The sequence below is a fragment of the Flavobacterium johnsoniae genome (genome assembly GCF_001879205.1).
Taxonomy (GTDB): Bacteria; Bacteroidota; Bacteroidia; order Flavobacteriales; family Flavobacteriaceae; genus Flavobacterium; species Flavobacterium johnsoniae_A.
Genome location: NZ_MLFK01000009.1, coordinates 188,898 through 202,924, shown reverse-complemented (window position 1 = coordinate 202,924; position 14,027 = coordinate 188,898). Strand labels below are relative to the sequence as shown.

Here is a 14,027-nt window from a genome sequence, read left to right as displayed (position 1 = left end):
AATATTAAATGATCCTCAACAGGATACCCAAAAATCCAAAAAAGATGTAGAATAGTGAATACACCCCTTGCTGATCTAAATTGCATTTCAATATCAAGAAATTTATAAAGGCCCAAACGTCAATTATCATTATTAGATTACGTATATCTCTTACATAAAATTCTGAAGGATTTTAGTAGCAAATTTTACTTGGCAATTGCAACTTCCAGCTGCTTGATCAGCACTTCCCTTTTCATGGGATATCCTGCTTTCGAGAGTTCATAGCTGCCATCCTTGCTTAAAACAATATACGTTGGAAATCCCTGCCCTTTGGTCTTAGCCATAATATCTTTTGTCAGCGCCTCACTGGCAAGAATATGGAATCCTTCTAAACTTTCATAAGCGATGAGTTTTTTCCAGTTTTCAGAATTATGACTGTCGTGATTGGCAACATATAAGAACTCAACGCCCTTATCTCTGAAATAATCATGCAGCGCCTTGCTGTGCTCGTTGATTTCTTTTCTGCAAGGTGCGCACCATGTTCCCCACATATCAATCAAAACCGTTTTTCCTTTAAACTGATGGATGACTTCGTCAAAGCTCTTGAACTTATTCTCATTGTCTACAAAAAACATCTTATCATTCAATGTTTTCTTATTGCTTTCAATGATTTTACTGATCATAGGCTCAAATTGCTCTATATAGTCACTATTAGGAAACCAGCTCTTGAAATTTTCGAAGATCTGCGGCAGATTTTTATTGTTTTCATCATCAAGTGATTGTTTAAAAAAAACTGCATAAGCATATTCGGCTGATTTTCCTGTATAGTATTTTTGAATGATTTTCTCTGTCAGAATATTAGTATTATCAGCAATAAAAAGCTTGCCTACCTCTTCAACCGAAGCATTGTACCATTCCTTATAAAAAGCTTCTTGATTGGCACCAGAAGCTTCCTGCCATAGTTCTTCTTTCTTGCGTCCCAAGATGTCATAAACAAAACGGCGATAATAGGGCGCATTCATCGCATCGTCATTGTTTATTTTAATTTTCGAAAACAACTCCTCCCTGCATTGTTTCCATTTATTCAAATTGCGTGCATAAGCCTTTTGATTTCTAAATTTGTTGTTTTGCTCAAAGGCGTAGAAGACCTCAGGCGCCAAATATTCCAGATTGATCTGCCATGTTTTTGTAAATTCCTTAGATGGATGGTGCGCTTTGATATATTTATCCAGTACATTTTTATTATGTAAGGCTATGCCTTGGATTTCTTTATAAACCCGATCAGGAATCGTATCCCCTATAAATTTTTCGTCGTCAAAGTGTGAAATGGAATTCAACAGCTGGTTATTCTCCACATTTAATCCCGTAACTTTGACATTTTCCGCTTTCAGTGATGAATCGATTGTAATGCGAAGATCATCTCCAGGTGAGACGAATAGGTCGCATGACACAAAAACCGCATTATTTTTAACGTAATAGACAAAAGAAGCTATCTGAGGATGAGAAATGTAAATCGTAAAATCAAAATTTCCTTTTGAATCTATCGGGATTAGAAAGTCCGAATCATCGTCTTTGCTATCGAAATATTTGTTCGGGAAAGATAGATAAGCTCCATCTGGAACTTTTTCAAATATCCCTTTAATGGTTGCTTTCTGCGCAAAAGCTGAAAAAGAAAGTGTAAAAGAAAAAAGCACAACATAAAAGAGCCCTGAAAATAAAGAAATCTGGGTTTTGTAATGTTTCATAATTATTAAAATGTTTAGTTTTTATTCAGAATTGGCCTGGATTTTATTTTTCACGTTAAAATATAAGTGTATGAAAATTGATATATCCCCTAGTTGTAGTAAAATTTTTATTTATAGCGTAGACTGATACTTCATTTAACTAAAAATAAATTAACTTTTTTATCATTTGATCCCTGCGAGACATATTCCTCAAATAGCGTCTCCTTAATTCTAGTATTAAAAAAAAACCGTCGGAAAATTTATATTTTCCCAACGGTTAAATTATTTTAAATGTATTTCTTTTTTAATTATCCATTTATACGATACTGTAATGGAGTGAGTCCTGTCTTTTGTTTAAATAATCTTGTAAAATGCTGCTGATATTTAAAACCCAATTCGTAAGCAATATCACTTACAGATTTTTCGTGATCAAATAATATTGCTTTTGCCTCTTCGATTAATTTTGACTGAATGTAATCTAAAGCTGTACTTCCGGTTTCTTTTTTTATAAGGTCTCCAAAATAATTAGCCGATAGAAATAGCTGCTCAGCACAATAAGTTACTGAAGGAAGTCCTAAAGTCTTAGATTTACCAGAAGTAAAATAATCCTTGAGCAGATTTTCAAAACGAATCAGAATATCTTTATTCACATGCGTTCTGGTGATAAACTGCCTGTCATAATATCGCATGCAGTAATTTAATAAAAGCTCAATATTAGAAACAATAAGTGTTTTACTATGCTTGTCAATATTTAGATCGATTTCGTTTAGAATTTTTTCAAAACAATCGTTGATTGTTTTTCTTTCTTTTTTAGATAAGTGCAATGCTTCATTTACTTCATAAGAAAAAAAAGAATAGTCCTTGATTTGTTTAGCAAGACTTGTTCCGGCAAGCAGATCAGGATGAAAAACCAGTGCTTTGCCCCAAGGCTTTATAATCTCATTTCTGTTATCAATTCCATAAATCTGACCCGGTGAAATAAAAACTAGTGTGCCATCTTCATAATCATAAGATTGGCATCCATAGCGCATATCGCCACATTTTATATACTTCAAAAAAACAGCATAAACTCCCATATACCTTTTAAAATACTGGTAAGTTGGTATTTCATCAAAATTGACAACGCTAACCAGAGGATGCAAAGTCTCCGCTCCTACTGAATCATTGTATTGCTTAACTGTTTTAATTCTATCAATTCGTTCCATAACCACACGTTTTATACAAATTTAACAAACGGAGTTATGTAACTCACGATTCTAATTCAAAATCAGTAAAAATGGTAAATACATCTGTAGTTTGTATAAAATCAACTCCATTACAGTTCCGAAATTTGTAATAGCTAAAAGTAGAGAATTACTAATAATTCTTTCATTAACCTTAGTAATGTTCTCAACCTTTTAATTTATAAATCCACATAGTTATGACAAAAAAGAAATTTCGACTCTCTCCACATATATTTACTTTCTGCTTAATTTTTAATACAATGACTTCACAAAACAATCAAACCTTAAATACAAATCAGCAAAGCATGGCTGCTATTGCAGCACTAACAGCTACAGGAAATTTAGAGCAATTGAAACCTGCCCTAAATAATGGTCTAGATGCCGGCCTCACCATAAATGAAATAAAAGAAGCTTTGGTACAACTTTATGCGTATTGCGGATTTCCCCGAAGTTTAAATGCTATCAACACGCTAATGGCTGTTCTTGAAGAAAGAAAATCTCAGGGCATAAAAGATGCTGTAGGAAAAGATGCTTCTGAAACACTCCCGACTGACAAATACAAATCAGGAAAAGAGAATCTTCAAAAATTAACGAATAAAGAAGAAACTGGCCCGAAAACAGGTGCCGCTGCTTTTGCTCCTGTAATAGATACTTTTTTAAAAGAACATTTGTTTGCAGATATCTTCAATCGTGACGTGTTGAATTTTCGCCAGCGAGAGTTTGTAACGATCTCAGCATTAGCCGCAATGCCCGGAGTTGAACCACAGCTTCAAGCGCATTTGTTTATGGGGAAAAATACAGGGATTACAGATACACAGCTTTTGGAACTTACAACTATTATTGAAAAAACAGCAGGAAAAACACAAGCCAATGTTTTAAGAAATGCTATTGGACAGCCTGTTGTGCCAATTATCGAACGTGATATGATGGTAAGAATTTCTGAAATCGAAATTATCCCTGAGTACTTAGACGAATACAAAACTATATTGGATAAAGAATCTTCAGAATCAGTAAAACTGGAAGCAGGAGTGATTGCCATTTATCCTATGTTTCAAAAGGAAAATCCTTTGCAGATCAGGATAGTTGAAATATACGCCAATCAAAAGGCCTATAAATCTCATTTGGAAACACCCCATTTTCAGTATTATAAAACAACAACTTTAAAAATGGTAAAATCATTAAAATTAGTAGACATGACTGCTTTAGATCCTGATATGATGCAGCTTATTTTTGAAAAGATCGGAAAGTAATTTCTTTTTACTTTGAGTAAATAAAGTAAAAATTATCACATTGCATTTTGTGACAAAATCAGATATAAAACTAAATACATTTCGCATCAATCCTCAACAGGACATCCAAACCAAAGTACTAAAGCCAATGAAAGCCAGACACTGCGTATAGTAAGCCAACCTCTTCAAATCATCAATAAAAAATTTTGAAATTTGACCTTTCAAGGTCATTTAAATAGATAATTACTATATAGTTGTCTCTTTTTTGATACAAAAATAATTAGATTTTCAAGCCATTACGACCTAATAATTTATGGTTCGAATTTTAAATTTTTTTTGAGGAATTTTTCTAAATCTTCGGGACTAATATTGTTTGCAACTATTTTACCTTCGGGGTTAATTAAAAAATTTGAAGGGGTAAAAGAAATGTATTTTTTTACAGCTTCGCTATTGTCAATACCTCTTTTTTCAATCAAATTTTTCCATTTTAGATCATGTGTTTTTAGAAAATTTTGCCATTGTTGCAAATCTTTATCAACAGAAACTGCTAAAATTTCAAAATTCCTGTCTTTATATAAATCATGAATCTTTTCTAATTTAGGAAATGCAGCGATACAGACACTGCAATAGGTTGCCCAAAAATCTATAAGATACCATTTCCCTTTTAAAGATGCTGTTTTAAATACAGTATTGTTTTCATCCGGCAATTCAAAATCATAAACCATATCGTTTACATTTATGTCGTTTTTAGGATACAGTTTTTTTTCTATAATATAAATATTGTCTTTTCGTTGATTTTTTTTATCTAATTTGCTATATATTTTTTTTAATTGATTTTTATCCAAGGTGCTATCCCAACACATTTCCTCTATTAAATTACCCACATAATAATTTTTTGGGTTTTTAACTGCCATTGTGTTTAGCTTTCTGTATAAATTTTGATACCGGTCTTTAGCATATAAATTATTAGCAGCAAATTTTTCGTAATCGTCCTGTATCAGAGCTGTTTTTGTACCCACAATTGAAGTTGCATGAAAAAAAACTGTCGTATCCTTGTCTTGGATTTCATCATAGAAAGCTAAGTTGATTTTAATGTTTTTATTTTCGATAAAAAATTCTTTTTTCATTACACAAGTTTTTCCTTTCAACCAGAAAAATAAATTTGTCATGTTACCTGATATATGCCCTTTGAAAGAAAATTTATTATTTTCCAGCAAACAACTATCTTTTTTATCAGCATATGAAACGTATAAATACCCTTTGTAATTATTTTTTAAAACGCCCTTTAATGTAAAATAATCCGGACTGTTCTTTTGTGCCTGAATTAAATGAATAAAAAAAAATAGGATAATAATATAGGTTTGCTTTTTCATAGGTTATTCATTATTAGTTTTCTTAAAAACCGATTACAAACATAATTTTTTTAAAATCTGTTTCCTATTCAACAATATTTTAAACAAAACTTTGAATTATCATTTTTCACTCAAAACTTATGAGTGTTTGCTGTAAAAAGGCAATGCAAAAAAAAATCTTGCGATGTGGTTTTGCAAGGTTACATATATTATTTTACCACTAAACATGTACTATAGTATACCCAAAAAATCACACTGCTTAATTACTAAATAAGCTAAACTAATAAATTCTGTCTCCTATGTCAGAATCAAATATAAAAATTTAAGTAATTTAAAATCCTCCACTTTATAAAATGATGGTTCTATTCTACAATTTTGTTGAGCTATTTACACTGTTGGATTTTAATCTTTGAGAAAGAACACAACCTACAAAGACATTTTATGTTTTTTTACATGTACAAAATAAGAAGAGACGACCAGCCAGTCGTCTCTTTTTATACTCAATAATAATTAATAATGTATATTCTTTTTCAGTTCATTATGGTGTTATTTTATAAAAAAACACCTGCTCCGGAACATTACCAAATAACAGCATGATCTTTCTCTAACCGCTCATTTGAGTTTATTTTTTTTGATGTGAAGTTTTTACCTTCAGATCGTTTTACATTTCCCTCGTACTGCATTACAAAACTAACATCGTTCTTGGTTGAGGTAAGCACGCCGTCTTTATAATAACTGGCAGTTCCTTTTCCGGTAAAACTAACTTTATACGCCGGTCCGTTTTCTATTACTTTAAAAGTACCACCCGAAGGCCTGATACTGATACCGTTTGTAACTGACATACCTCCTTTTTCTGTATTGATATTTTTACCGACTAACGACTGTGCCCATTTGGTAAAAGTATAGGCTGCAGCTTCTGAATATCCTCCAAAACTATAATCGCCTTTGGCTAAATTATTTTGAAGTGAGGAAAACAATTCGAAATAAACCACCGCGCCGTCTTCTTCTCCAGATATCGATTTAGAACGTAATGAAAAATCGATATTGTAGGCGTTGCCGCGTGTGCCGTAATTTTCGAGATATCCCTGTGATAACTCTACACTTTGACTACCTATTTTTAAAAATCCCTGATTATTTCCTGAAGCATTTGCGTTGTCTTCATCAGAACAAGATGCAAATAATGTGATGAAAAGCAGCAGTACTAATTTGATATTATGATTCATATTGATTATGATTTTATTTTTAATACTATTTCACTATAATTCTGGTAACTTCTCCGGTTTTAAGGCTTTTTATAAAATAACTTCCGGCTGCCAAATCAGCAATAGGAATTTCTGTTTCAAAACCACTGATATCGAGATTTTTTACCGCGATGCCGTTGATGCCAAATATCATAACCTTGTCATTAAAAACAGAAGTCTTTAAAGTCACTTTTCCGGCTGCAATAGTAGGAAATGCATAAAACTCTCCTAACTTTTTCCATCTTCCGTACAGCGTAAAATCTGCCGTTTGTTTGTTATCAAAACCAATTATTTCCTTTGCATACGAACTATCCGTGTACCATCCTAAAAATCGGTAACCTATGCACGAAGCTTCTTCTAATGTATAAGCAGTTCCGGTCTGCATACTGGTTTTATTGGGATTTACGGTTCCTGCCGGAAGATTCAAATACGAAATTTTGAAAAAAGACGGCGGTACAACTTCATCGGCTTTGTTATTGCCGCCTGCTCCCCAAAAAGCATAAAAAGTCTGGTTTCCTGTTGCGCTGACTGCAATTTCTTTAATTGAATTTGGAGTCGTGGCAGAAGCCGACCATCCAAAAAAAGTATAACCTTGTAAAACCGGAATGGGCAAAGTCAGTGCTGTTCCTTCTGAATATTCTGCAGGCGTTAAACCTGTCAAAGCTTTTCCATCAATCGAATTAAGATAAGCGATTGCCGATTTTACCGCAACATCGGGTTTATTGTTCCCGCCTTCTCCCCAAAAAGCATAAAAAACCTGATTTCCTGTGGCCGTTTCCGGAATACTTTTAAGCAAACCCGGAATTGTGGCAGAAGCCGACCATCCAAAAAAGGTATATCCTTCTAATTTTGGCAGTGGTAAATTTGTCAAAACGCCTTCCATATATTCTGCCGGAGAAAGTGTAATGGCTTTTCCGTCAATAGAATTCAGGTAATTAATTTGAGAAAATCTGGCATCTGCTTTTAACCATCTTGGATCTCCTAAAGCTCCTCCTGTTGATGAGGCTTTCGCCAAAGGTGAATTTTTAGAGAAACTGAAATTTCCTAAAGCTGCATTTGGGTACGAAAGTGCCGTCATTCCCAAACCTGCAAGCGTTTTCACATTGGTTTCGGTAACAGAAACTGCACCTTTTACCAGTTGAGAAGAAACACCAAGAAAAAGATTATTGTCTAAAACGACTGTTCCCGCTCCGCTAGCATGATTAGCATTAAACACATAAATAGGCTTGGCATTTTCGCGTTCATCCTGCATAATGGTGTTTCTGAATGTATAAGTCGAAGCACTGCTGTACTGATTGTCGACCAATACAAAAGCGTTTAAAGCGGTATTATGAATGGTATTGTTTTCAATCGTAATACTAACCGCCTCCTTTACGGCATCTTTTTTCTGAAGAATTAAAAAATTATTTCCTTTTTTGTAATTGAAAATAGTCGAGTTTTTAATCGAAACCGAATTGACAATACGAGAATCAGGCTGTATAAAGCTTGAGCCTTCGGCTGCACTTCCGTCGATAATACAATTGTCCAAAACAATTTTTGAAACAGCGTGTTCACTATTTCCTTCTGTTACCAATAAACTTTGTTTGACTCCTTTTACAAAAGCATTTTTAATCTCTAAACCTGATAAACCAGCTCCTTTTTGCAACTGCATCACATTTGGACTGCCATTTGTCAAATCAAAATCAACACCTGAAAAACTTAAACTTCCTGAAAAAATCTCTGGCTTGTCTGAGAAAAAGGATGCAGCAAAAACTGGTTTTGCGCCTTCATCCGGAACAAAAGTGTATTTATGATTTTTAACCGCAAGCGCAGCAGTTGCAGTATAAGTGCCGCCTGCCATGATAAACTTGCTTCCATCTTCGGCCGCATTGTATTTTTCAACAAAGTTCTGCGGATTCACATACACCTCTAAACTTCCGTTTTGACTTGCTGTAAGATGGTTTACGATGCTGTTAATGTAAACTTCAATGTTCGTATAAACGCCGTCAACGGTTTTTAAATTACCATCGGCAGCATTAGTAGGATTTAATCCTTTCTCTGTTTCCCATTTATCAGGCATACCGTCTCCGTCTGTATCTTGCGGTGCTTCTCCCGCCGGAAGTTCAGGCCATCCGCCCGCAGCCGAAGGCGTATCGATATAACCGTTTGTACTTCCGTTACCGCCGTTCATAACACTGGCTGTACCAGAACGCGTATCGTCTACCGCTCGTTTATCTACTGCATCTCTAAATAAATTAGCACCTGCATTTTCTAAAACAAGTTCGTAAGCTTTTGTCGCACTGTGTGTTGTAATTTCTCCAAAAGGATGCGGGGCTTCAATTTTAACTTCTTCTTTATCTGCATCACTCACCGGAAGCTGGCTGCTGTGAAACTGACTGTAAACGCCATACGTCCAATTGTCCTGAGTGGTTCTTGGCGATCCAACTACATAATTCCCGTCTACATAATATTTTCCCCAAATTCCGTATAACGGAGAGGTTGCATCCAGACTTCTGCCTGTAGATAAAATACGTTCTTTAGTAGAATTAGAAGTTCCGGGTCCTGGTTTCCAGTAATTATTTACTATATTCACATTCATCGCATCGCCGCCATAACAGCTGTTGCCGCCCCAATTGTAGATTACGTTGTTGCGAATATCAACCAAATCGGTTTTGGCAAAAATATCATTGGCATATTCGCCTAATCTCGGGTTACGGCTGTCATGATGCGCTAATAAATTGTGATGAAAAGAGGCATTTTTACCTCCCCATACTCCACCATAGCCGTGTCCTCCTTTTGCATGAACCGAATTTCTAAGGCTTTCTGAAATAATACACCATTGAAGTGTGAAGTTTTCGTTTTGATAAAAAGAAACACATTCATCTGTAGACCAGCTCATTGAACAGTGATCTACTATGATATTCTTTTGAAAACGTCCGCCTAAGGCATCATTTTCTACATCATGGGTATCGCCCATTCTAAAACGCAAATAACGAAGGATAACATTATTTCCCCTTACTTTAACATTGTAATCTCTCAGGGTAATACCACCGCCCGGAGCGGTTTGCCCTGCAATGGTGATATTATCTGTAATATTCAATTCGCTTTTTAATTTAATATTTCCGGATACTTTAAAAACCACAATTCTGGGACCGGACTGATTTATCGCATCACGAAGCGAACCTTTTCCTGAATCTTCTAAATTTGTTACGTAAATAACTTTTCCGCCGCGGCCTCCTGTTACGTATTTACCATAACCTTCGGCTCCCGGAAATGCAGGTACATTTTCATTACCTCCGCCTGAAGCTTCTTTTTTAACTTCGATTTTTCCTTCTCCTAGAAAAAATTCCGGATTAGTACTTTTATCATAACTACCTTCTTTAAAATCTACACCGTTTATGGTCAGTTTCTGTACGTTTAAAACCGTATTTAAGGACGCTTTTCCGTTCTCTGTAATACTTAAATTTAAACTAGAACCTGCAGCGCGCTCATGACTGAATATTACATAGTTATCTTGTCCAATTTTTATTGTTCCTGAACCAAAAGCATTGGCGGCAGCTCCTTCAATTACCGTTGGATAATTTAAAGCTGGGAATTTTGTGCTTTTTTGCGTTAGATCCCAAGTTCCTATGAATTCACTGTTGTCTCCTTTTAAAAGCAAAATTCCCGTATTGGCATTTGTTCCTTGTCCGGTATTCATTGCCAGTACAGTTCCGTTTCCAGAAACGGGGCCGTTCAAAGTCATCGTGGTTTGATTGGCAATTCCGGAGATCATTTCGAATTTTACATTTCCTGAAATGATAATTGGGGCTTCTAAAGTCATCCCTGCGCCGCCTGTATTGTAGTACACACGGGTTCCTTCTTTAAAAATCAGGTTTCCTGTGGCTTTATGTGCTCCTCTTAAACGAAGCACTCCTGCCTCTGCAAAAGTAATATCGGCTGGAAAAACTGTCGCAGTTGTTTCTATTTCTTTCTTGCACGAAACTGTTTTTCCTGCAGCAGGCATTTCTGCCGGATTAAAGTTTGCCGAATTGTCCCAGCTTTTATTTACCGCTGCCGTAAACTCATAATCAAAGTTAGACGGCGGTGTTGTTTCGTCTGGTTTATTGTTTCCAGCCGCTCCCCAAAATGCATATAATGTTTGATTTCCTTTGGCATCGGCAGAAATTTCTTTAATTGAATTTGGAACGGAAGCTGAAGCCGACCATCCAAAAAATGTATAACCCTGCAAAGTCGGCAACGGAAGTGTCAATGCTGTTCCTTCTGTATATTCAATCGGACTTAAACCTGATAAAACTTTACCGTCAATCGAATTGAAATACGCTACAGCAGATTTTACTGTTCCTCCGTTTACGGTCATAGTAATACTGCTTATGTCACTTAAACCGCCGTATTCGTTTGCCGCTTGTACGCTGTAAGTGTAAGTTCCCGCCAGAGCTGCCTTATCTTCAAAAACAGCATCGGTAGTAATGGCTGTGATTTTACCGTCTTTACTAATAACATAACAAATGGCATACGGGTTTTGATCCCATTTTAAAGTATTGGCTTCGGCTATAAGATTAGAAGGTTTTGAGACTTGTTCTACCACTCTGCGCGGATCCCATTTGTCTGTACCGCTCAGCACATTTTCTATAGTGAATTCGTCAGCCTGTGCTTTTGTTAGTACAGGATTGTAATTTCCTGTTTGCGAAATGCCGTTTACGGTAAAGGTATTGGTTCTGTTATCGGTATTTACGGCAATTCCGTTTCCGTTTACACTGTTGTATTCTGCAAAAAGAGCCGGATAAGTCCCCATATTTGCCCAGCCGAGTGTATTGGGCTCATTTATCATTTTGGTATTCAGATAAACGGCTCGCGGTGAATTTTGCCACGGACGCCCTAAATAATAACTCGTAGTTGCCGTAATGGTATTATTGTTGAAAATATAACCGTATTTTGTCGCTGCATCGTGATTTGGCGCCACAATATAGCCCGGCGCAACAGAAACTAATTTACATTCTTCAAACCAATGTGTGCCGCCTCCGCAGATAAAATCGACATCACCTTCTATTGTAGATTTATAATAAAAACTTCTGTTTCCTCCTGTAACCTGCGTGTCCTGCTTGCTTCTTAATCTAATACCGTTATAAACATTTCGGTCTCCGGCAGGATTTAGTGCTGGTTTTTGGCCAGAATTTACGATTCCGTCTTTGTGTTCGATGGTGACGTTTTCCACATACAAATCATTGGCTTCAATTGACAGAACCGCGTTTTTAATGCCCTGACCGGGATTTCCCTGCAAAATCACTTTGTCTTTTGATTGTGCAATCAGCGAAACATTGTTTTTTCCTGATGGAAGTTTTAAAACAATATCCTGCGGATTTGTACCGTCTCCGCCTAAATTATACGTTCCGTTGGTAATTAAAACCAAAAATCTCGATGCGGCATTGTTAGGCGCGGCGGCAAATGCTTCGGCTATGGTTTTTACATATTTTCCTGTAGCAAGCTGATCTGCAGTGGCATCTGCATCTACAATTAAATCAAATTTGCGCTTAACCGGAATGGGTTTTTTCATTGTTTTAAACGACAAACTAATTGCTTCGCCATTATTTCCTGAAAGATCTTTTACAAATCCCGCTGGAAGCGTAAAAGTATATTGTTTGTTATATTCTAATCCGAAATAACTAAACTTAACGGTTTTGTTGATAAACTCTACGCTTAAATTTTTACCGTTAAGAACCGCTTGTCCGGTACCAAAGTGAACTTGCTCATTGTAATTGAGAATGATATTGCCGTTTGCCCCAACAGAGTTCGCCGCTGCAGCCGGAAAAGAAGATTCCAAAACAGGCGCATTGGTATCTGCAACCAAAACTTCATCGGCCTTAATCATTACATTTGATAAAATTGTAGCCGTTACATCGGCAGCAGCTCCGTGTTTTGGTCCGTTGGTATTAGGAAACCATCTCAAATATATTTTTTCTTTTCCTTCGGCCTCTGCCGGAAGAATGCCGCCAATAGAGGTAATCGTATTTGTATTAATTGTCGTTAGATCAGAAACATTTACAAAATTTACACCGTCTAGCGAATATTGAAATGTCCATTGATCGCAGCCATAATAATACCCCAGCAAACCTGAAGCAACATTGATATTTTTATAACCCACTGTCGAAAGCGTTGTCATAAAATAATAAAAATTACCTCTATCTGTATTCCATACACAAACACCGTTTTTTCCCGCTCTGTTTTGAAGTCTTATGTTTGGAGCAAGAACATTGTCGGCTGCATTGTAAGCAAATAACTGCGGTTTGTTTTCTATTTTAGAATACAGTTCTGCCACCCTTGGATTTGCATACTGATCGTTTTTAAATGTCCATCCGGCAATAAAATTCTGATTGGCATAAGTTCCTGTAATATTTTGGTTTTGATTCATTATTACAGAGGTACTTAAAGCTGTCGAACCATCAGACCAATTACTGAATTTGATAATATCATTTTCAACTGCTGTTATGGTAACATTTGTTCCGCTTTCATAAACAGAAAATGCGCCGTCTTTTCCGGCTGGAGCAATCGTATAATCGCCTAAACCAAATGCTCCGTTGGCAGTAACATTAAGCGTATAAACAGGCACAGATTCAAATTCTGCTGTAAGAACGGCATCTGAAGTAACAGTATAAGTAAGCGGATTTACTGTTGAAACCACAGCTCCTTTATCATCCGTCCATTGTTTAAAATTGTATCCGAAATTTTTATTGGCGGTTAATTTTATTTCGGTTCCCTGAGCAAATTTATTTCCCGCGGGATTAAGCGTAACCGTTCCTGATGAGGACGGATTTACATTTGCCGTCAGGTTATAAGTAACAGCATTGGGATTTTCGGTTATTTTTTCAAAATAATCTACGTTAAACAAATAACCTGTTCCTAATCCTGTAAAAACGAGGTACAAATCGTATGTGCCTATTGTGGGCGTAACGGCCGCAGAAAAAGTCTTGTAATTGCTAAATCCCGTACTTCCAGATACAACGGCTGTTCCTATTAAAGTTCCCGTTGAAGTTCCTAACCTGAATTCGATAGTACCTCCTGCTGCACCTGCCGCAGCAATATCAAAACGGGTTACAAATTCGGTAAAATTGACAGCATTAAATTTAATCCAGGTTCCGTTTTTAATGTAACCGACATTTCCGGTTCCGGACAGCGCGGCATTTGTTTCTGCCCTCGCTCCGGAAGCCTGATTAAAAGTTTCTGCTTCAATTCTCTCAATTGTCTGAGAGAACCCCATTACTGTAAACAGTATGAGGAAAAGGTGAATAAATTGTTTTTTCAT

Annotated in this window: 6 protein-coding genes; 1 reads left to right on the top strand and 5 read right to left on the bottom strand. The window is 36.1% G+C overall.

Annotation, left to right across the window (positions count from 1 at the left end; translation table 11 throughout):
* Nucleotides 1–185: 185 nt before the first annotated feature.
* The gene (locus tag BKM63_RS16690; RefSeq protein ID WP_071637715.1) at nt 186–1,724 is read right to left on the bottom strand and encodes a TlpA family protein disulfide reductase; all 1,539 of its coding nucleotides are present in this window, start codon (nt 1,722–1,724) and stop codon (nt 186–188) included.
* 287 nt (nt 1,725–2,011) lie between these two features.
* Nucleotides 2,012–2,908 (bottom strand): helix-turn-helix domain-containing protein, encoded by an 897-nt coding sequence (locus tag BKM63_RS16685; protein ID WP_071637714.1) that lies wholly within the window; start codon nt 2,906–2,908, stop codon nt 2,012–2,014.
* A gap of 278 nt (nt 2,909–3,186) precedes the next feature.
* Between BKM63_RS16685 and BKM63_RS16680 the strand changes: the two genes are divergently transcribed.
* Entirely contained in the window at nt 3,187–4,176 is a 990-nt protein-coding gene (locus tag BKM63_RS16680) for a carboxymuconolactone decarboxylase family protein (protein WP_071637713.1), read from the top strand.
* A gap of 290 nt (nt 4,177–4,466) precedes the next feature.
* Here the strand turns inward: BKM63_RS16680 and BKM63_RS16675 are convergent, their stop codons facing one another.
* The 3 genes from BKM63_RS16675 to BKM63_RS16665 all read right to left on the bottom strand — a co-directional run bounded on the left by BKM63_RS16675 (nt 4,467) and on the right by BKM63_RS16665 (nt 14,027).
* Nucleotides 4,467–5,528, bottom strand: coding sequence for a TlpA disulfide reductase family protein (locus BKM63_RS16675; protein ID WP_071637712.1), 1,062 nt, complete (start codon nt 5,526–5,528; stop codon nt 4,467–4,469).
* A gap of 557 nt (nt 5,529–6,085) precedes the next feature.
* Complete coding sequence (locus BKM63_RS16670) at nt 6,086–6,730, bottom strand: hypothetical protein (protein ID WP_071637711.1); 645 nt, start codon at nt 6,728–6,730, stop codon at nt 6,086–6,088.
* Nucleotides 6,731–6,755: 25 nt separating this feature from the next.
* Entirely contained in the window at nt 6,756–14,027 is a 7,272-nt protein-coding gene (locus BKM63_RS16665; protein WP_071637710.1) for a pectinesterase family protein, read from the bottom strand.

Coding starts and splice junctions, on each gene's coding strand:
- BKM63_RS16670 (WP_071637711.1), bottom strand. CDS start 6,730: ATGAATCATAATATCAAATTAGTACTGCTGCTTTTCATCACATTATTT.
- BKM63_RS16665 (WP_071637710.1), bottom strand. CDS start 14,027: ATGAAAAAACAATTTATTCACCTTTTCCTCATACTGTTTACAGTAATG.
- BKM63_RS16685 (WP_071637714.1), bottom strand. CDS start 2,908: ATGGAACGAATTGATAGAATTAAAACAGTTAAGCAATACAATGATTCA.
- BKM63_RS16680 (WP_071637713.1), top strand. CDS start 3,187: ATGACTTCACAAAACAATCAAACCTTAAATACAAATCAGCAAAGCATG.
- BKM63_RS16690 (WP_071637715.1), bottom strand. CDS start 1,724: ATGAAACATTACAAAACCCAGATTTCTTTATTTTCAGGGCTCTTTTAT.
- BKM63_RS16675 (WP_071637712.1), bottom strand. CDS start 5,528: ATGAAAAAGCAAACCTATATTATTATCCTATTTTTTTTTATTCATTTA.